Source organism: Alkalibacterium sp. s-m-28 (genome assembly GCF_054658175.1).
The window spans coordinates 1-20,587 of record NZ_BAAGIQ010000039.1 but is presented as its reverse complement, the minus strand read 5'-3'; the positions used below and the strand labels follow the sequence as shown (position 1 = coordinate 20,587).

Here is a 20,587-nt window from a genome sequence, read left to right as displayed (position 1 = left end):
TCGGTCATGACGATGCCCTTAAAACAGCAGCTAGCCGAAAGGCTTACTGGCGAATTTCACGAACTGAAATCATACACCGAGCATTAACAAATAAAAAGTTCGTAGAATGGGGATTAAGAGATTTAATCCATTTGTACGAGCGATAGAGATATTTAAATTATTGAACCGCCGTGTACGGAACCGTACGCACGGTGGTGTGAGAGGACGGTAAATAAATTAATTATTTACCTCCTACTCGATTGTAAACCAGGGTGGGGAAAAGAAGACGAAAGCACCGGTCTTAAGCGGATGTCATCTTGACACATTACTTTGTGAATGGTATAACTTATATGAAAGTGATAATCATTCTCAATTATTGAAGAGGGCTACAATGGATAATACAAAAATAACAGACTGCACGATAATAGGTGGCGGGCCGGCAGGTCTCTACGCATCCTTTTATGCAGGCATGAGGGATCTCTCTGTACGTCTGATTGAAGTGAAAGAAACGTTGGGTGGGAAGCTTCATTTCTATCCGGAAAAAAGAATCTGGGATATAGGGGGCATGCCTCCTACACACGGGGCAGATGTCATGTCTTACCTGAAAGAACAGGGAACCTTGTTCGATCCGGAAATCATACTTAAAGAGAAAATAGTGAATATTGAAAAATTAAAAGAAAACTTATTTAAAGTGATCAGCGAATCTGGAGCATGCTACTACAGCCGGTCTGTAATCATAGCTGTCGGAGGCGGTCTAGTGTCTCCACGAAAACTGGCCATGCATAAAGCATCACATTATGAACAGACAAATCTGCATTACAGAATTTTTCGTATAGAAGACTTCTCAAGAAAAAAAGTTGTCATTGTCGGAGGAGGAAATTCAGCTATCGACTGGGCCAATGAACTGAAAGAAACGGCAGATGAACTTCATCTGATTCACAGAAACGACACCTTTCGGGCGCATGAGTCTCAGCTTAGAAAACTGAAAGAATCAAATGTGGCAATACATTCTTATACTTCAATAGAAACGTTGATACCTGACGATCAGGGAACCGACATTCAGGCCATAGAAGTCAGGAACAGCCAGACTGGTCAGCTGTTTACTTTGTCACTTGATGAACTGATCGTCAATATCGGGTTTGACAGTGAGCCGAATTTCTATCAGGAAAAAACTCTGAAATTGAACTTGAAAGACAACTACTATATTGAAGGAAATACACAGATGCAGACCTCCGTGGAAGGCATTTATGCTATTGGAGACATTGTTGATTATGAAGGGAAAGTCAGGCTGATTGCCGGTGCATTCCAGGATGCCATCAATGCAGTCAATCAGATCAAGTCAACGCTTCTTCCTGCTGAAACTCCTGAAGTTATCATGTCATCTTTTCATAAAGGCCTGCAGGAGAAATAAACGCGAACGAAATAATTGAATCAAAAGAAAAGGGCGTATTATGGAACAGATCAGAAAGGACCAGCTTACAAAAAAAGAGACACAGAAGCGGCTGATGAAGCGACTGAGTGCCCCTCATCCGGCCGCTCTTATTTTAATATCCAGTATAGTAGTGCTGGTTCTGATTATGATTGCTTCTATTTCTATAGGAGTCTCTGATATCGGGTGGCGAGATATATTAGAATCCTTTACCGCTTTTGACTCAAGCAGTACGAGTCACGTCATCATCAGAGACCTGAGGATTCCGCGTATTCTTGCGGCCGCTCTGGTTGGCGCCTTTCTTGCTGTGTCTGGTGTTATCATGCAGGCACTCACACTTAATCCGCTGGCCTCACCGTCCATTATGGGGGTGACATCAGGATCAGCTTTCATGATTGCTGTTGCTTTTGCTTTTCATCCCCAGTCCAGTTACTGGCAACTGATCCTGTGGTCTTTTGCTGGAGCAGGATTAGGGACCGGAATGGTTTTTCTTATCGGCTCCTTCAGTAAACGTGGACTGACTCCCGTTAAGCTGGCTCTAGCTGGAGCTGCGGTCAGCGCACTTCTCCAGTCCATGTCGACGATTATTGCCATCCATTTCAATGTCGCCAGAGACATCAGCTTCTGGTTTGCAGGCGGAGTCGCGGGAGTTCGAATGGAAAGCGTCAGAGTGATCGGCATATTGGCATTTGCCGGACTGATCACTGCCTTCGCGCTGTCTCGGTCACTGACAATCATGGGGCTTGGAGAGGAGATGGCTAAGGGACTTGGAATCAGAATTGGCTGGATCAAGTTCGTTTCAGTTCTTGTTGTCTTGATTTTAACTGGTGCAGCCGTCTCGATCGCCGGTACGGTCGGATTTGTCGGACTGGTCATTCCTCATGTTGCGAAAAAAGTCATGGGAATGAACTACAGATGGGTCATACCAGGCTCTGCTGTCTTCGGCGCTGGTCTGCTTGTTCTTGCAGATATTGCAGCTCGAACGATCAATCCGCCTTACGAGACGCCTGTCGGGGCCTTGACTGCACTGATCGGTGTGCCATTTTTCCTTTTACTGGCTAGAAAAGAAGGGAGAGGCTGAAATGGATCGATCAAAGCAATCGTCACCTTATAAAGATAAAGCGTTCAAGCGAAGTGCCTGGCTCTTTCTTTTTCTAATCTGTCTTTTAGGCGTTCTCGTCATGGTCAGTCTGGCGTCAGGCTATATGGCCTTGACACCAGCTGATATCTGGTTGACAGTTACGGGCGCCGGTACAGCTTCCCATGAGCTTCTCCTGTATCAGTTCCGTCTCCCGCGCATTGTACTGGCCGTACTGGTGGGAACTGGAATGGCTACGGCTGGTGCTATTTTTCAAGGCGTCACTCAGAATAGCCTGGCAGACCCTGGGATCATCGGCATCCATTCAGGATCAGGATTTTTTGCTGTTCTATACCTTTATCTTTTGACTTTGAATCAGGATCAGCCACCCGTATGGCTAAATGCTGGCCTGCCTTTTGCAGCATTTATCGGAGGCATCTCAGCTGCCATACTTATTTATGTGCTTGCATGGAAAGAAGGGGTCACGCCGATTCGACTGGTTCTGGTCGGTATCGGAGTAAATGCCGGCTTTTCTGCGGCTCTGCTGCTTGTTCAGCTTAGAATGAGTGAAAGTGACTTTAACAGGGCACTGATCTGGCTCTCAGGCTCAATCTGGAATGCTTCCTGGGCTGCTGTCCTGAGACTGCTTCCGTGGATCCTGATATTCATCCCTTTATCTTTGTATAAAGCCAGAGTGCTGTCTGTCATGCAGCTCGGTGAGGAGATGGCTGTAGGACTAGGCACAGCGATTGAAAAAGAACGGATCAAGCTGCTGACCATAGGCGTTGGACTTTCCGCAGCAAGTGTATCAGCTGCCGGGGGCATCGCCTTTGTCGGCCTGATCGCTCCTCATCTGGCCAGAAGGCTGGTCGGAGGAAAGTTTCAGCGGCTGATTCCTGTATCAGCTGTGACCGGAGCCATTCTGATCGTCCTGTCCGATACATTGGCACGTACAATACTTGCACCATCTGAAATACCTGTCGGCCTGATTGTCTCTGTAATCGGTGCCCCTTACTTTATTTATCTATTAATAACTATCAAAGAATAATGGAGGAAATATGATGAAAAAACTAGTTTTAGGTACATTATCACTGACTTTACTTCTGGCGGCCTGCGGGAACAACGAGGAAGATACTGAACTGGATCCGGCTGATGGAACAGATGAAGCAACAGAAGAGGTACAGGAAAGTGGAGGCCCGCGTGTTCTGACAGATGGACTGGGGAACGAAGTAGAAATCCCGGAAGATCCGGAAGCAGTGCTTGCTTCTTATCTTGAAGACTACCTTACAGCACTTGACATCACACCTGTTGCGCAGTGGTCGATCAATGATGGAGAGGGCGTTCAGTCTTATCTTCAAGACGATCTGGCTGATGTGCAGACGATTCCGTATGATTTACCTTACGAATCCGTCATGTCAGTTGAACCTGATTTGATTCTTATCCGTGATCAGATCGAACAGGATATGGTGGACCAGTACAACTTGATTGCACCGACTTATGTTCTAAATGCCAGTCCAACAAGCTGGAGAGAAACAATGAGAGAAATCGGTACGGTTCTGGACAGAGAAGACGAAGCAGCTTCAGTTATCGAGTCTTACGATGCCAGGGCTGAGGAAACAGCGTCTCTAGTTCAGGAAACTGCAGAAGGTGAGTCAGCCGCTGCGATCTGGATGATCGATACGAGTCTGTTTGTTGTTCATCCCGAACGTTCGAGTGGCTCTGTCCTATACGGGGATGCGGGGTTTGATATTCCTGATGTCGTAGATCAGCTGTCTGATGATGCAGACTGGTCTGCTGTTTCACTAGAGGAGCTGGCTGAAATGGATGTTGATCATCTCTTCCTTATCTCAGATGCTGAAAGCGAACTCATGGAAGACCGGTTGTGGCAGAATATACCTGCTGTCGAAAATGACAATGTATACACATTTGACTCGCAGTCAGCCTGGTTGTATTATGGACCAATAGCTAACGAGCAGGTGCTGGAGCATATTGACAGCAGCCTGCAGCAGTAAAATATATTAACTAATAGTAAAGGAGGGGTGGGTAGCGTGTCACGGATATCTACAGATGACTTGTCTATCGGGTACGGACGTCAACTGATCGTCGACGGGCTCGAGCTGACGATTCCGGATTCAAAAATCACATGCATCATTGGACCGAACGGTTGCGGGAAGTCGACGATTCTGAAGACAATTGCTCGACTGCTTAAGCCATCAAGCGGGTCTGTACTCCTCGACGGAAAAGCTATCCATCAGCAGTCCACTAAAAGTATCGCCAAAAAAATAGCCATACTGGCTCAGTCACCGCATACGCCTGAAGAAATGACAGTCAAGGATCTGGTATCCTATGGCCGGTCGCCTTATCAGAAAGGATTTGGGCAGCTCTCAGGAAAAGACTGGGAAATGATCCACTGGGCACTGAAAGAGACAAATTTGCTGGAATACGCGGACCGTTATGTGCATGCCTTGTCAGGTGGACAACGCCAGCGCGTCTGGATCGCAATGGCCCTTGCTCAGGATACGGATATCCTGCTGCTCGATGAACCAACGACCTATCTGGATCTGGCGCATCAGCTGGATGTGCTTCAGGTGCTGGAGAAACTGAACCGGGATCAGAACAAGACGATCGTTATGGTTCTGCATGACCTGAATCATGCATCACGCTTTTCAGACTATCTCATCTCGTTAAGAGACGGAAAGATCATCAAAGCGGGTAAACCGTCAGAAGTTATGACCAATGGGGTGCTGAGAGACGTCTTCGATATCGATGCTCAAATCGTTCAGGATCCATCAACAAAAAAACCAGCCTGCCTGACCTATCACTTAATATAAATAATCATGAGGGAATCTTCTTCCAAAAAGTAAGCTTATCTTTGGAAGAATGATTTCCTTTTTGTTATGGTAAGATTGGAGATAAAATTTAAAGGAGCGATATTAATGAACGTATTGATAGTCGGAGCAAACGGTCAGATCGGCCGTCACCTAGTCGATATTCTTAAAGAAGAAGGCAAGCATAAACCAGTAGCTTTTGTCAGAAAAGAAGAACAAGTGAAGGAGTTTGAAGACAAAGGCGTAGAAGCCAGGCTGGGTAATCTGGAAGATTCAGTCGACAAAATTAAAGAACGCATGACTGACATCGATGCTGTTGTCTTTACTGCCGGTTCTGGAGGCAGTACAGGTGCAGACAAGACCTTGCTGATCGATCTGGATGGGGCAGTGAAAACAGTCGAAGCGACGAAAGCAGCTGGAATCGACCGGTTTGTCATGGTCAGTGCCTTTAAAGCAGATGACCGTGATCAATGGAACGAAGAAATCAAACCGTATTATGTTGCCAAGCATTACGCTGATATGTGGCTGATGGATTCAAGTCTGAACTATACGATCGTCCGCCCGGGTATGCTGGAAAACGAAGACTCAATCGGAACGGTAACAGCCAGTACTGATATCGGTACACCAGATGACTTTAGTATCCCTAGAGTAGATGTGGCTAAAGTGATAGCAGCCAGTCTTGATACGGAAGCAACCTACAAAAAAGCATTCGACCTGGTCACTGGTAAAGACGAAATCAGTGATGCACTGACCAAATTATAAGCCTATAAACTGCGTAGTCTAAGGATAGACAGCAAGGGAACAATCAGCGTATGTTCCCCTTTATGATAATGAGGGATCAGGATGTCAATGATTTCGATAAAGTGCAGTCGGTCAATGTTCTTGGCGTGTTCCTGGGACTGAAGCGGCTGCTGGGGTCTCTCCGGCGGCTGCTTTTATTACATAGGAAAATTTTTTTGTTGGTGGTATACTGTAGTCTAGATTAAATAGTTTGTTTGAATGAGTTATACAAAGGAGAGAATTAAATATGAAGAAACAATTAAAAAAACTGATGGCTGCAGGTATCGCATTGACTGCATCAGCTGTGCTGATGATGCCTTCTGCACAGGCTTCTGAAGGCATCGACACAAGCGTTGTCAACGAAGCATGGGGCCTTCCCACATATGTCCATGGCGGCGGGTTGAATGATGCCCAGATCGAAGAAACGGCTGACCTTTTAGGCATAGACAGCATGGATAATGTAGCCAGCGTTGCTGTAACAGGTGAAGACCTTCAGAACTATCTGGGTACAGGCTCCGGGAATACGGCCAGCATGATCTCATCTGTTCTGGTCCAGAGGGAAAATGAAGGACATGGTGTCAATGTTATCAACAAAACCCCGGATAATATCACTCAGATTACTGAAGAACAATACAGCAATGCAGCCATTACTGCCGGAGTAGAAGATGTGACCATCATGGTAGCCAGTATCCGCCCGGTGACTGGCGAAAGTGCCTTGACTGGAATTTATAAAGCGTTCGATGTAAACGGTGAGGAACTGGATCAGGACCGTATGAAGGTTGCACAGGAGGAACTGGAAACGACGAATCAGATTGCTCAGGAAAATGCGGATGAAGAGGAATTCGACTCCAGCCGTCTGGATCAGGCAATTGTTGAAATCAAGCAGCATTTGGCAGAACTACGGGACCGTCAGGATGAACTGGCTACGAGGGAAGAAATCGAACAGATCATCAATGATGCATTGGAAAACAATAATCTTCAATCTGTGATTTCTCAGGATCAGGTTGATCGACTCTTGGCATTCTTTGAACGCTATCAGCAAACTGGGGCGATTGATTCAGCTCAAGTCAGACAACAGCTGGAACAGTTGTCCGGTAACTTGCGTGATCGTTTTGGAGACGCTTGGCAGCAGGCAGAAGACAGCGGACTAGTCGATCAGATCGGCAACTTCTTCAGACAAATCTGGGAAGCAATCAGAGGCCTGTTCAACTAATTATTTACCAGATATTGAAATTATAAGCTTTAAGCTCAGCGTGTAAAGAGAACGATCTCTTTCTTAAGCTGAGCCTGAGGCTTTTTTTTTGATTGGAAGAATTGAGCTGTACAAAACTGACTAAGGGGGGGATAAGAATAAAGAAGACCAAAATCTCTATACCCATACAAAAAAGCCGCTACTACCTTTTTAAATAGCAGCGGCTTTATATTTAGATAAAAAATCACACGAGATTGATCAGGAAGTATTTTTTCTTACCTTTACGGACGATGATGAAGCGGTTGTCGTAGCTGTCTTTTTCGCTGACAACGTAATCAACGTCTTGTATTTGGCTGCCTTTCAGACGAATCGCTCCATTTTTTATATCTTCACGAGCCTGGCGTCGTGACGGCTCGATGCCTGTAATGTCAACCAGTAGTTCGACAAGATTGTGTTCACCCTTAGCAGCTTCAGATGAAGGGACATCTTTAAATGTCGTAGCGATCTGATCGGCTGTCAGGTCCTGAATGTCACCTGAGAAGAGAGCCTGTGAGATGCTGATTGCTTCATCCAGCGCCTCCTTACCGTGCACAAATCGTGTCATTTCTTCAGCCAGTGCTTTTTGAGCAGCACGTTTATGCGGCTCGGTCTCCACCTGCTCCGCCAGTTCGTCGATTTCATCCTTGGTCAGGAAAGTGAAGTATTTCAGGTATTTCACAACATCTCGGTCATCTTGATTGAACCAGAACTGGTAAAATTCGTATGGCGTGGTTTTATCCGGATCGAGCCAGATCGCTCCGTCCGCAGATTTTCCGAATTTGGTCCCGTCAGCCTTCAGTAATAGAGGAATTGTAAGGCCGAATGCCTTAGCCTCGGCACCTTCTTTTTTCCGGATCAGGTCCAGACCAGCAGTAATGTTACCCCATTGATCAGATCCGCCGATCTGCAGCTGGACACCCTCATTCTGGAATAGATGTAGGAAGTCGACTGACTGAATAATCTGGTAGCTGAATTCTGTAAAGGAGATACCGGTGTCAAGTCGGCTGGACACGACATCTTTGGCCAGCATCGTATTGATGTTGAATTCTTTTCCGAAGTCACGCAGGAAATCAAGGAAAGACAGACCGCTCAGCCAGTCGTAGTTGTTAACCAGCTTAATACCGGACTCTTCTGACCCTGCTTTGAAAAGCTTGCGCATCTGAGCACTCAGCTTATCTGCATTATCCATGATTTTATCCATTGTCTGAAGGACACGTTCAGAATTACGCCCGCTTGGATCTCCGATAGACCCTGTTCCACCACCAATCAGAATCACCGGTTTATGACCGGCAAGCTGGAATCGTTTAAGGATCATGAATGGGATCAGGTGGCCGACGTGCATGCTGTCACCTGACGGGTCGATTCCGCAGTAAAGGGCAATACTTTTCTCTTCAGTCAGGGATTTCAGCCCTTCTTCATCTGTCTGCTGGTTGATGGCTCCGCGCCATTCAAGTTCGTCTAGTATAGTCATTTTGAATCTCCTTTAATAATGTATTCTATTGGTCTAGATGATTGAAACACCATGTATAGTGTCAGTTGAAAATGGATGTGCTGCCATAGCTGTCATCCAGTACTCTGAATAAGTGCCAATATCGTTCACGTACCATACTGATGCAGTAAACCCCAAAATGAAGAATATCGTAATAATCATGGGTTTTGAACATAAGCAACCTCCTTAAATTCAAGTATCAGCTAAATAAAGATATAAAAAAAGCCCCACAAAAAGCCTATGCTTCATGTCGGGACGAACAGTGCCGTGGTACCACCCAGTTTAAAGTAGAAAAATCCACTTTCACTCATTCCCATAACGCCGGGATGCGTCTCTAGTGAGAGTGCTCCTAGGTGTAATTCGTGCCGTTCGTCCATACGGGTTTTCACCAGCCACCCGTTCTCTGAAATTACTATGAAACAGAACGCACTACTGTGCCTATTCATCGCTGAAATATTATAGTGGTCAGTATAAAGGATATAAAGGGAATAGTCAATATACTCATTTAGCTCATATCCAAAAGACAGGATTTTATGTTTTTATTAATAAATGTAAAACACTTAAAACTGGCAGATCATTTCTGGTATGTTAAAATATAGTTATGTTAGACGAGGAAAGGATGACTGCGCTTGGTAAAGAATAGAACAGAAACATTCAAAATGGAAACACACCCCCTGGCACCGGATGAGTCCGTTGTAACCTGGGAAAATTATCGGTTTACTGTACTTACCCCTGCAATGATCCGATTAGAACATCACCCTGAAGGGATTTTTGAAGATGAGGCAACTCAGACAGTCCTGAACAGAGATTTTGACACGCCCGAATATAATTTAAAAGAAACAGATGAATATATTGAAATCATCACCTCACATGTTCACCTGATGTTTTACAAGACCGAGGGTGGCTTTACACGAAATAATTTAAATATTGAAGCAATAGGTAATTACAGTCTGTACCACAGTACATGGTATTTTGGAGATAAACCTGATACCCTGAAAGGGACGGCACGAACCCTGGATTTCGCTGATGGAGCTATTGAACTGGAAGAAGGACTGATGAACAAGGACGGTTTTTCAGTTTTTGATGACAGTACATCTATGCGTCTGACAGAAGACGGTTGGGTAGAGAAGCGTCCGAAGAATGTGACTGACATGTATTTCCTAGGCTATGGTCGGGATTACCTAGGTGCCCTGAAGGACTATCATTATCTGACAGGAAAGACGCCACTCCTCCCGAGATACGCATTAGGGAACTGGTGGAGCCGTTATTACCCATACAGTCAAGACGGATACAAACGTCTGATGCTCGAATTTCAGGAAAGACAAATCCCATTTTCAGTGGCTGTCATCGATATGGACTGGCATGTGACAGATATCCCACCGGAATACGGATCAGGATGGACCGGTTACACTTGGAATACTGAACTGTTCCCCGATCCGGAAGAATTTCTGACTTGGCTCAAGGATAATGGCATGCGCACAACACTTAATCTGCACCCGGCCAACGGCGTCCAGCCATTTGAAGAAATGTATGAACCAATGGCTAAGGAACTCGGCGTCAATGCTGAAGAGAACGAGCCCATTCGGTTCGATATCGCCGATCCTGAATTTCTAGATGCCTATTTCAAGTATCTGCACCATCCTCATGAAGAAATCGGGGTAGATTTCTGGTGGATCGACTGGCAGCAAGGCAGTGTGACAAAAGTTGAAGGACTGGACCCACTGTGGATGCTCAATCACTACCACTTCCTTGATCATGGGCGAAACGGTAATCGTCCGCTTATTTTCTCAAGGTATGCAGGTCTCGGTTCACACCGTTATCCAATCGGTTTTTCAGGAGATACTGCCGCAACATGGGATTCTCTTCACTTCCAGCCTTATTTTACAGCAACAGCTTCCAATGTAGGCTACAGCTGGTGGAGCCATGATATCGGCGGGCATATGGGCGGAATCAAAGACAATGATCTGTTCGTCAGATGGGTCCAGTTCGGCGTCTTCTCCCCAATCAATCGTCTGCATAGTCAGAACGGGGAATTCAGCGGGAAAGAGCCATGGAGATATGGACAGAAAGCGGACCGCATCGTGACAGATTTCATGCAGCTTCGCCATCGTCTGGTTCCTTACCTGTATACTATGAATGTATTGAATCACTTTGATGACTTTCCGTTGATCAGACCGATGTATTATCACTATCCTTGGAAAGATGAAGCGTATGATGTACCAAATCAGTATTACTTTGGTACTCAGATGATCGTCGCGCCGATTACGACACCAACGAAAGATGATCTGCGGTTAGGAAAAGTGAAAGTCTGGCTGCCTGAAGGAAAATGGTACGATTTCTTTAACAACCGCAGCTATGAGGGCGACCGCATGCTTGACGTGTACAGACCGATGTCCACTTTCCCTGTATTTGTGAAGGCTGGGGGAATTGTTCCGATGGATCAGAGTCATCAGAATCATATAGACAACCCTGAGAATATGGAAGTCAGAGTTTATGCCGGAGAAGACGGTAATTTCACATTATATGAAGATGATGGACTAGGTCAGGGAAGCGAAGCCGCTACAACTAAGATGTCTCTGAAATGGAAAGAGAATGGAGACGAGTGGGCAATGTTCCAGATCAGCAGTCCTGAAGGGAATATTGATGTCCTTCCGAAAAACAGGCAGTTCACTATATCACTGATAGGATTTAAATGCACTCGAATGCCTGAAGTCCATGTCAATGATGATAAAGTGGAGGCCGAGGTGACACGACAAGGAAAAGTTACTAAGATCGTGATCCCTGAGCAGCCGTCTGATGCTCAGTACACTCTATACTTTAAAGGAGTGGAACTTAAGAAAAACGATATGCACGGAGAACTCTTCCGATTCCTGGACCGTGCTCAAATCGAAGCAAGTGAGAAAGAGAACATTTACAGTACGATCGTCAAAGGTAAATCGAGTGGGAGAGTAATCAGTGCACTGCTTGCTCTGGATATCGATCCGGACCTGATGGAAGCAATCAGTGAAATCGTCTGGGCAAATCCTGATGATGTCAGCTGAATGAAACAGATATAAAGAAAAGAAGTCATTCTTCTTTCTGGGTATAGACCAGAGAAGAATGGCTTTTTCTTTCCATAATCATACATACACAAAGCAATACGTGATACAATAATAAGGAAGTAAAAAGGAAAGGGAACGGCTCAGATGACTAAAATCGTATTTTTTGATATAGACGGAACATTAGTGACTAAACGTAATACCATCCCTGAATCTGCAAAGAAAGCCATCGATCAGCTGAAAAAAAATGATGTCATTCCTGTGATTGCTACAGGACAGGCACCGATTCTCATTGAAGAAATCAGACAGGAGCTCGGCATCGAAAGCTATATTGCAATGAACGGTCAGCTTGTCATGCATGAAGGGGAAGTGATTTTTCATAATCCTATTCAAAAAGAGACTGTAGATCGTCTGACTGAGAAAGCAGTGGAACGCAAAAACGGGATCATTCTCTGTGGAGCGAAGGATATCTTCAGCAACTCGATCGTTTCTCTAGCTAAAAGAAGTTCTGTGTGGACAGTTCTTAAAGGGCTGGGCAAGATCATACCAGGACACCTTCAGTTGTCGCTGTTCAAGCGTCTGATCAGAAAACCGCCTAATCCAGAAGAATATGAAGGTAAGCCGATCTATCAGGTTATTTTAGAAACATCCATGGATGAAGAGAAGCATTACAGTAAAGAGTTTCCGGAGCTGCATTTTGCACGTTCCAATCACTACACGGTCGATATTATCAGTGAAGGGATTTCCAAAGCTGTAGGAATCCAGAAGTTTCTGGAGAAGCTCAACCTCAATCAGAAGGATACCTATGCTTTCGGAGACAGTCCGAATGACAAGGAAATGCTGGACTACGTCAATACAGGGGTAGCGATGGGCAACGGCTGGGATGAAATAAAAGAGGCCGCAGGTCATGTGACAGCACCAGTCGACCAGGATGGGATAGCTAAAGGATTAAAACACTTGGGTCTGATCTAAACCTGAACTTTTAGAGCGATATGAGCTGTGCTATACTAATCAAGTATACATGAGGCCTGACGATGCCTAAGATAAATCTAAAGGAGGACATTCACTTGTCTGAACGCCAAACTTTTTATATAACAACACCAATCTATTACCCGAGTGGAAATCTTCATATAGGTAATGCCTATACAACAATTGCCTGTGATGTGCTGGCCCGATTTAAACGTTTAAAAGGATTCGACACGTATTACCTGACTGGAACAGATGAACACGGTCAGAAGATCGAAAAGAAAGCTAATGAGAGAAATCAGACCCCACAGGAGTATGTGGACGAGATGGCAGAAAGCATCCAGTCTCTGTGGAAAACACTGGATATTTCTAACGATCAGTTTATCCGTACGACACAGCCAGAGCATAAAACGGTGGTAGCAAAGATATTTGAGAAGCTTCTTGAAAAAGGGGACATCTATCTTGGGGACTACGCTGGCTGGTACTCTGTTTCTGACGAAGAATTCTTCACTGAAACACAGCTGACGGAAGTCTTTAAAGATGCTGAAGGTAATGTCACTGGAGGCATTGCGCCGAGTGGTCATGAAGTGGAATGGGTCAAGGAAGAGTCTTACTTCTTCAGAATGAGCAAGTATGCTGACCGTCTGCTTCAGTACTATGAGGAGCACCCTGAATTTATTCAACCTGAATCACGTAAGAAAGAAATGATCAATAATTTTATCAAACCGGGACTTGAAGATCTGGCTGTGTCCCGTACGACTTTCGACTGGGGAGTGCCTGTTCCTTCGAACCCTAAACACGTCATTTATGTATGGATTGATGCGCTGACCAACTATATTACAGCTCTGGGATATGACCCGGATTTAGGCGGATTTGATGCCCAGCCGGAACAGTTCAGAAAATATTGGCCTGCAGACGTGCATATGGTCGGGAAGGAAATCGTCCGATTCCATACGATCTACTGGCCGATTCTGCTGATGGCACTGGATCTTCCTCTGCCGAAACAAGTATTTGGTCATGGCTGGCTTCTTATGAAAGACGGCAAGATGTCCAAGTCCAAAGGGAATGTGATTTATCCGGAGAAACTGGTTGAGCGCTATGGCGTCGATGCAGTCCGTTACTATCTGATGAGAGAAGTGACGTTCGGCAGTGACGGGGTGTTCACTCCTGAAGACTTTGTATCCCGCATTAATTACGATCTGGCAAATGACCTAGGTAATCTGCTCAACCGGACCATTGCCATGATGAATAAATACTTTGATGGACATATCCCTGCTTACAAAGGCGATGTCACCGACTTTGATGGTGAATTGAGACTGCAGGCACTGGAGACGGTCAATGAGTATGACCTGAACATGAATCAGATGCAGTTCAGCTCAGCCTTGCAATCTGTATGGAAACTTGTTTCCCGTACAAACAAATATATTGATGAAACTCAGCCCTGGGTTCTGGCAAAGGATGAAGAAAAGAAACATCAGCTTGAAAGTGTCATGACTCACCTGGCGGAAAGCTTAAGAGTCACGGCGACTTTGCTTCAGCCGATCCTGCTGAACACAGCTAAATCTGTTGCCACACAGTTGGGACTGGACGAGTCTGACCTGACTTTTGATAAAGTGAATTTCGAACACTTCCCGGAAGGCAGACAAGTTGTTTCTAAAGGAGAGCCGATCTTCCCTCGTCTGGATGTTGAAAGTGAAGTTGAAGAAATCAAAAGCTGGATGGAAGCCACAGTAGAAACTGAAGAAGAAGAGGCATTTGACCCGGAAAAAACTCAGCTTACTTCTGTAAAAGAAAAGGAAATCAAGTACGATGTTTTCGATAAGGTCGAGCTGAAAGTAGCCGAAGTCATTGCTGTAGATAAAGTTGAAAATGCAGACAAGCTGCTGAAATTCAGGCTGGATGCAGGCGATGAAGGCGGACACCGTCAGATTCTGTCGGGCATTGCTGAGTTTTATCCTGAACCGGACAAGCTGATTGGTAAAAAAGTTGTGATCGTAGCCAACCTGAAACCACGAAAGATGCGTGGAGAAATCAGCCAGGGCATGATCCTGTCAGCTGAAGATTCTAAAGGCAACCTGACTGTTGTCGATGCGCCGGCACATATGCCGAACGGGTCTGTCGTAGCCTGATCTGACAGTCAAAAATTCCAGTAAAGCGGTGAGTGATCAACCTGCTTTATTGGAATTTTTTTGAGGATAGTGTATTCTGAACAGGATGACAGACAAAGAAGCATACAGGAAGGATAAATGAGATGTTATTTGATACACATACACACATTAATGTAGATAAATTTAAAGGTGAAGAGAACGAGATAATAAAAAGAGCCCATGAAAACGGGGTAGACCAGATTGCGATTGTCGGATTCGATTATCCGACGATCGATAAAGCCCTGGAACTGACTCATAGGCATGATGGGCTTTATGCCATTATTGGATGGCACCCTACTGAAGCTGGGACATACTCTGATGAAGTCGAAGCATATCTGATCGACAGGCTGTCGGATGAGACCGTTGTAGCCATGGGAGAAATGGGTCTGGATTACTACTGGGATACTGCTCCAAAATCCGTTCAGCAGGATGTGTTTCGTCGTCAGGTCCGTGTGGCAAAAGAGCTGAATCTACCGATCAGTATCCATAACCGTGAAGCGACTGAAGATACGTATAAGGTGTTGAAAGAGGAACATGCCGGTGATACTGGCGGAATTATGCATAGCTTCAATTTGGATACCTATTGGATGGAAAAATTTCTTGATATCGGTATGCACATCTCTTTGAGTGGAGTCGTCACCTTTAAAAATGCACCGGAAGTCAAGGAGGTCGCCCGGCATGTCCCGGCAGACAAACTGCTTGTTGAGACGGACGCCCCATATCTTGCTCCGATGCCGAACAGAGGCAAGCGGAATGAACCGGCTTATGTCCGGTATGTAGCAGAAGAAATTGCCTCACTTAGACAGATGCCCTTCGAAGAAGTTGCTCGACTGACCACTGAGAATGCACGTGATTTATTCAAACTGAAGGGGTAGCCGAGTGAAAAAACTGAAAGAGATTATAGTTGTAGAGGGCAGAGATGATACAAAGCGTCTGAAAATGTCTGTTGATTGTGACACGATCGAAACCAATGGATCGGCAATCAACGACCTGACCCTTGTTCAGATCGAGCATGCACACGAAACGCGTGGGGTCATCGTCTTTACCGACCCGGACGGTCCTGGTGAACAGATAAGGAAAATTATTTCTCAACGGATCCCCGGAGTCAAGCACGCCTTTCTGACAAGAGACGAAGCAAGAAAGCAGGGAAAGTCCCGTGAAAACATAGGGATCGAACACGCTTCCGTAACCGCCATAAGAGAGGCTCTGGACAAGGTAGTAGAAGAAAGAATTGATAATGCCCCAACCGTAACAAAGTCTTTCCTGATCAGACACAACCTGATCGGGACATCCGATGCCCGCCTGCTGAGAGAGAAACTGGGGAATCGTCTGCGCATAGGCTATACTAATGGAAAGCAGCTGGAAAAACGGCTGAATATGTTCGGGATTACGGAAAAAGAGGTAGCAGATGCACTTGAAGAGATTAGAAAGGAATCATCTCATGACTGAATATAGAGAAATAGCAACGCCTGTGAGAACAGCAGAGATACTAAGCAAATATGATCTGTCCGCCAAAAAAAGCCTGGGGCAGAATTTTATTGTGGACACGAATATCCTCGGTAAAATTGTCAAGGCTGGAAAAGTCACAAAGAAAACAACGGTGATCGAAGTCGGTCCGGGAATCGGAGCGCTGACCGAACAGCTTGCAAAGAAAGCCAAAAAAGTCATAGCTTTTGAAATTGATGACCGGCTGATTCCTGTCCTTGATGATACCTTGTCTGCTTATAAGAATATCGAAATAATTCATTCTGATGTCCTGAAAGTGGATCTCAAGGCATTTGAAGCAGACTATCTGAGCGAGGCAGAAGAAGTCGTTCTCGTGGCTAATCTCCCGTATTACATTACAACACCGATCATTATGCGTTTTCTGGAAGCAGGCATGCATATTGACCGTATGATTATGATGATGCAGAAAGAAGTAGCCAGCCGCATATCGGCATCTCCGAGTACGAAAGCCTATGGATCGCTGTCGATTGCCGTGCAGTACTATATGGATGCAGAGATTGCCTTTACGGTCCCTAAAACAGTCTTCATGCCCCAGCCGAATGTTGAGTCGGCCATCATCAAGCTGACTGAAAAATCGACAAGGCTGACCGATTTGAAAGACGAGCCCTTGTTCTTCAGACTGGTCCGGTCTGCGTTTGTGCAGAGAAGAAAAACATTATGGAACAATTTGACAAGTGTTTTAGGAAAAGATGAACATACGAAAGAGATTATTGCTAAGGCTCTCGAACAGGCTGAAATCGATCCAAAGCGAAGAGGCGAGACACTCGACATAGACGAGTTTGCCCGACTGGCAAATGCGTTGTCTGACTTGAATCTTGTATTCGAGGATAAAAAATAGTACGCTTAACAAAGAAAAACTCATGACACAATTAAATACGTTGACCCTGGGAGAGTTCTTGGCGGATAGCATTCCGTGAGTAGTTCTGAAAGTGGCGAATAAGCCTTATCCCTAACAGATCGTACTGGTCTGTCGTTACCTGAACTGGATGATACCAGCGGAGGGAATGGGTGAAGTATGATAAAAGATATGGGGCTTGTGGCCAGTGCGGCCCAGTCCAGTGTCTATACTGACACACAGCTTATTCTGTACTTTGAAAACCCCCGGCTATGCCGGGGGTTCAGGATAGCTTTCAGCGTGGGGTCAAAAAAAGCCTCACTTCATGATAAGATAAAGTTGGTTTCCCGACCACTTACTCAAATCATTGAAGGAGGCGTCCCATGAAGGACAAGAACAGTTTAGCACATTCACAATGGAGATGTAAGTATCACATCGTTTCCGCACCCAAGTACAGAAGACAGATAATATATGGCAAGTATAAACAGAGCATCGGTGAGATTATCCGAGAACTTTGTCAGAGAAAAGGAGTGGAAATACACGAAGCGAATGCGTGCAAGGATCACATTCATATGTTAGTTAGTATCCCACCAAAGTTGAGTGTATCTCAGTTCATGGGGTATTTGAAAGGAAAAAGTAGCCTGATGATTTTCGATCGACATGCCAATTTGAAATACCGATATGGGAATCGAAAGTTCTGGTGTCGGGGGTATTTTGTCGACACAGTCGGTCGAAATAGAAAACAGATCGAAGAGTATATTAGGAATCAGCTTCGAGAAGACTATATGAGCGATCAACTGACATTATTCGAAGAATATGATCCGTTCACCGGACATAAGAACAAGAAAAAATAAACGATTCTTTTAGAATCAGTGAGTAAGTGTGGTGCATAAGGGAAACCCACTCAGTGGGCCTTTCAGGCCGAGGCCGGTAAGAGAGGCTTTCAGCCGCAGAGCAAACCACCAGTTCACACTGGTGGTTTTGATTCATGCTGCCTTTCTGCACTTCCGCCTTGATGAATCCAGTTAAGGGAAGTGTTTTTTTGCAGACAAAGAAAGGAAGAATGAAAATGAACAAACGGACACTGGCCCTTGTTTTTACTGCCCTATCCATTGCAATCGGTTATATTGGAGGAAGTCTGATCATCATTCCGCTGGGATTCGTCAGAGCTGCACCTTTTCAGCATTTTATGAATATTATTGTCAGCTTCCTTCTGGGGCCCTGGTACAGTCTCGCGCAGGCATTTGGTGTTTCTGTATTGAGAAACATAACAGGAACAGGTTCACTGCTTGCTTTTCCAGGAAGCATGATTGGAGCGTTTCTGTCAGGCTATCTTTTCAGAAAAGGAAAGAAATTTTATCTTTTAGGAGCAGGAGAACTGGTCGGTACGGGTATTTTTGGTGCACTGGTGAGTTACCCGGTGGCAAGACTTTTTCTTGATGCGGAGGCTGCCTTATTCGGATTCGTTCCGGTGTTCTTCATCAGCGCACTGATTGGAACCATTGCAGGGGTGATCCTCGCATATCAGATGAAAAAGTCCAGCGCCTTTTCCAGACTCCTTTCTTTACAGGACAGGGAGAAGGAACGGTAAATCCGAACATTTCACCAGTGCTGTTCTCATGGAATTGTAGTTAAAGTATTAATGAAAACTATGAAATAACTTTTATTATAGGGTTCTCTTAGCTCATTTATTTTTAATGATTTAAGGAAATCCTATCTTTATTTTTAAAGTTGGCTTACAATTTTCGTCTTTTTGTGGTATAGTATAGTTAATACTTTGTGAGGTGAGTCGATTATGCCAACTACTTTAGCTAGCATCAAGAAAAACTTGGACAGTCACATTGGAAAAGAAATTACTCTGATTGCCCAGGCGGGAAGAAAGAAAACGACAGAACGCAAAGGGATTTTAACTGATACGTACCCTGCGGTTTTTGTTGTAGAACTCGATCAGGACGAGAACGCCGTTGAACGCGTCTCATACAGCTACACGGACGTACTGACACATTCAGTCGAACTGGAATTTGAAGATGAAAGAGAAGTTATCTTAAACTAGTTACAGATTGTAGTATAATGTCACATTATACTACTTTTTTTATACCCTGAAACAGCCCGTGAATGAGGAGTTTTCCTCAGTATAAAGGTTTTTCTTTTTAAAATATTGCCTAACTGTTCTACAATAGAGAAAGAATCAGACTTTTCATGAGGAGGGATGTAATGGAGGAATATGAAAAAGCCCCTGCTAAAATCAATGTCTGTTTAAATGTCTTGAGCAGGCGTCCGGATGGCTTTCATGAGATGGAAATGGTGATGACACCCGTAGATCTGGCGGACAGGCTGACTTTTAAATTGACTGATGAAGCTGTCACTCTGGATTCTTCGAGTTCATTTATGCCGCTTAATGAAAAGAATATTGTCTACAAGACTGCGCTTCTTCTGAAACGCACTTATGGAGTGAGATATGGTGCAGATATCTTTATTGATAAGCATATCCCGATCGCAGCCGGTCTAGGGGGAGGCAGTGCCGATGCGGCAGCTACTTTAAGGGCCCTAAATCGCCTGTGGAGACTTAACCTGACTCTTGATGAGCTGGCTGAGCTGGGGGAACAGATCGGGTCGGACGTCCCTTTTTGTGTATACGGCCAGACCGCTTATGTAACTGGGCGAGGCGAAAAAGTTGAACCCCTTCCTTCTTTTCCTCATGCCTGGGTTATTATAGTCAAGCCGCCAAAAGGCATATCCAGCTGGACTGTTTTTAAAGATCTTGATGTTGCTAATCTGCCTGTTTTCGACGTGAATGAAATGAAAGAGGCCGTGATACAGTCAGATTATAAGCGCATCATCAAAGCAACCGGAAATGCACTGGAAGAGAAAGCTGTTGAACAAAATCATATGATAAAGGAAATCAAAGAAAAAATGAGCAGTTTCGGTGCAGATACTGCCTTGATGAGCGGAACAGGGCCGACTGTTTATGGGCTGACACAAAATCTTTCCAAAGCCCGTCGCATAGTCAATGGGCTCAAGGGATTCTGCAAGGAAGTGTACTTAGTACGTACGATCAGTTGAAAAACGGTTCAGACAAGACTCTTTTTTTCACACTCGAAAAGTTAGAATGACTAAATTAAGAGCTGGGAAAAAACTCCCCTAAAATGAATACATCCCTCGACCGATTTTGAGAAAAAAATGGTCGAGGGATGTTTCTTTTTTAAAGACAAAATGAGCCCCACCGGCTATAATTGAAGTACCAACAGAAATTATAGGAGGGGCTCACTTTGTATCAAAAT

At 44.9% G+C, this 20,587-nt stretch carries 20 protein-coding genes and 1 other annotated feature; of the genes, 18 read left to right on the top strand and 2 right to left on the bottom strand.

Annotation, left to right across the window (positions count from 1 at the left end):
• The first annotated feature begins 370 nt into the window (after positions 1–370).
• From ACYQ4S_RS06925 to ACYQ4S_RS06895, 7 genes are all read left to right on the top strand, one after another.
• A complete protein-coding gene (locus tag ACYQ4S_RS06925) occupies positions 371–1,390 on the top strand; it encodes an NAD(P)/FAD-dependent oxidoreductase (protein ID WP_346024579.1) in 1,020 nt (339 codons plus the stop codon).
• Between the two features lie 40 nt (positions 1,391–1,430).
• Positions 1,431–2,489, top strand: coding sequence for a FecCD family ABC transporter permease (locus tag ACYQ4S_RS06920; protein ID WP_459770212.1), 1,059 nt, complete (start codon positions 1,431–1,433; stop codon positions 2,487–2,489).
• A 1-nt stretch (position 2,490) separates the two neighbouring features.
• Positions 2,491–3,534 (top strand): FecCD family ABC transporter permease, encoded by a 1,044-nt coding sequence (locus tag ACYQ4S_RS06915; protein ID WP_459770210.1) that lies wholly within the window; start codon positions 2,491–2,493, stop codon positions 3,532–3,534.
• Between the two features lie 13 nt (positions 3,535–3,547).
• Positions 3,548–4,498: an ABC transporter substrate-binding protein gene (locus ACYQ4S_RS06910; RefSeq protein WP_346024582.1), complete on the top strand. Its 951-nt coding sequence runs from the start codon at positions 3,548–3,550 to the stop codon at positions 4,496–4,498.
• Between the two features lie 36 nt (positions 4,499–4,534).
• A complete protein-coding gene (locus ACYQ4S_RS06905; protein ID WP_091265935.1) occupies positions 4,535–5,317 on the top strand; it encodes an ABC transporter ATP-binding protein in 783 nt (260 codons plus the stop codon).
• Positions 5,318–5,422: 105 nt separating this feature from the next.
• Positions 5,423–6,076, top strand: a complete 654-nt coding sequence (locus tag ACYQ4S_RS06900) for an SDR family oxidoreductase (protein ID WP_459770208.1) — start codon at positions 5,423–5,425, stop codon at positions 6,074–6,076.
• A gap of 265 nt (positions 6,077–6,341) precedes the next feature.
• Positions 6,342–7,307 carry a DUF1002 domain-containing protein gene (locus ACYQ4S_RS06895; protein ID WP_459770206.1) on the top strand — a complete coding sequence of 322 codons (966 nt, stop codon included), beginning with the start codon at positions 6,342–6,344 and terminating at the stop codon, positions 7,305–7,307.
• 223 nt (positions 7,308–7,530) lie between these two features.
• Here the strand turns inward: ACYQ4S_RS06895 and tyrS are convergent, their stop codons facing one another.
• Complete coding sequence (tyrS, locus tag ACYQ4S_RS06890; protein ID WP_346024473.1) at positions 7,531–8,796, bottom strand: tyrosine--tRNA ligase; 1,266 nt, start codon at positions 8,794–8,796, stop codon at positions 7,531–7,533.
• 61 nt (positions 8,797–8,857) lie between these two features.
• Complete coding sequence (locus ACYQ4S_RS06885) at positions 8,858–8,989, bottom strand: hypothetical protein (protein ID WP_281241333.1); 132 nt, start codon at positions 8,987–8,989, stop codon at positions 8,858–8,860.
• Between the two features lie 73 nt (positions 8,990–9,062).
• Positions 9,063–9,269 (bottom strand) — a binding site (T-box leader).
• 174 nt (positions 9,270–9,443) lie between these two features.
• Here ACYQ4S_RS06885 and ACYQ4S_RS06880 point away from each other — a divergent pair.
• The 11 genes from ACYQ4S_RS06880 to ispE all read left to right on the top strand — a co-directional run bounded on the left by ACYQ4S_RS06880 (position 9,444) and on the right by ispE (position 20,369).
• A complete protein-coding gene (locus ACYQ4S_RS06880; RefSeq protein WP_459770204.1) occupies positions 9,444–11,855 on the top strand; it encodes a glycoside hydrolase family 31 protein in 2,412 nt (803 codons plus the stop codon).
• Positions 11,856–11,999: 144 nt separating this feature from the next.
• A complete protein-coding gene (locus tag ACYQ4S_RS06875) occupies positions 12,000–12,824 on the top strand; it encodes a Cof-type HAD-IIB family hydrolase (RefSeq protein ID WP_459770203.1) in 825 nt (274 codons plus the stop codon).
• Positions 12,825–12,919: 95 nt separating this feature from the next.
• Positions 12,920–14,947, top strand: a complete 2,028-nt coding sequence (gene metG, locus ACYQ4S_RS06870; protein ID WP_459770201.1) for a methionine--tRNA ligase — start codon at positions 12,920–12,922, stop codon at positions 14,945–14,947.
• A 122-nt stretch (positions 14,948–15,069) separates the two neighbouring features.
• The gene (locus ACYQ4S_RS06865) at positions 15,070–15,840 is read left to right on the top strand and encodes a TatD family hydrolase (protein ID WP_459770199.1); all 771 of its coding nucleotides are present in this window, start codon (positions 15,070–15,072) and stop codon (positions 15,838–15,840) included.
• 4 nt (positions 15,841–15,844) lie between these two features.
• Complete coding sequence (rnmV, locus tag ACYQ4S_RS06860; protein ID WP_346024468.1) at positions 15,845–16,414, top strand: ribonuclease M5; 570 nt, start codon at positions 15,845–15,847, stop codon at positions 16,412–16,414.
• The gene (gene rsmA, locus ACYQ4S_RS06855) at positions 16,407–17,309 is read left to right on the top strand and encodes a 16S rRNA (adenine(1518)-N(6)/adenine(1519)-N(6))-dimethyltransferase RsmA (protein WP_459770197.1); all 903 of its coding nucleotides are present in this window, start codon (positions 16,407–16,409) and stop codon (positions 17,307–17,309) included. The genes rnmV and rsmA overlap by 8 nt, the downstream gene beginning before the upstream one ends.
• Positions 17,310–17,486: 177 nt before the next feature.
• Positions 17,487–17,693, top strand: a complete 207-nt coding sequence (locus ACYQ4S_RS06850; RefSeq protein WP_459770195.1) for a hypothetical protein — start codon at positions 17,487–17,489, stop codon at positions 17,691–17,693.
• Positions 17,690–18,160, top strand: a complete 471-nt coding sequence (tnpA, locus tag ACYQ4S_RS06845; RefSeq protein ID WP_459770194.1) for an IS200/IS605 family transposase — start codon at positions 17,690–17,692, stop codon at positions 18,158–18,160. The genes ACYQ4S_RS06850 and tnpA overlap by 4 nt, the downstream gene beginning before the upstream one ends.
• Positions 18,161–18,375: 215 nt before the next feature.
• A complete protein-coding gene (gene thiW / locus ACYQ4S_RS06840; RefSeq protein WP_346023618.1) occupies positions 18,376–18,897 on the top strand; it encodes an energy coupling factor transporter S component ThiW in 522 nt (173 codons plus the stop codon).
• A 204-nt stretch (positions 18,898–19,101) separates the two neighbouring features.
• Positions 19,102–19,359, top strand: coding sequence for a Veg family protein (locus ACYQ4S_RS06835; protein WP_091265911.1), 258 nt, complete (start codon positions 19,102–19,104; stop codon positions 19,357–19,359).
• Between the two features lie 161 nt (positions 19,360–19,520).
• A complete protein-coding gene (ispE, locus tag ACYQ4S_RS06830) occupies positions 19,521–20,369 on the top strand; it encodes a 4-(cytidine 5'-diphospho)-2-C-methyl-D-erythritol kinase (RefSeq protein WP_346025071.1) in 849 nt (282 codons plus the stop codon).
• Positions 20,370–20,587 lie beyond the last annotated feature (218 nt).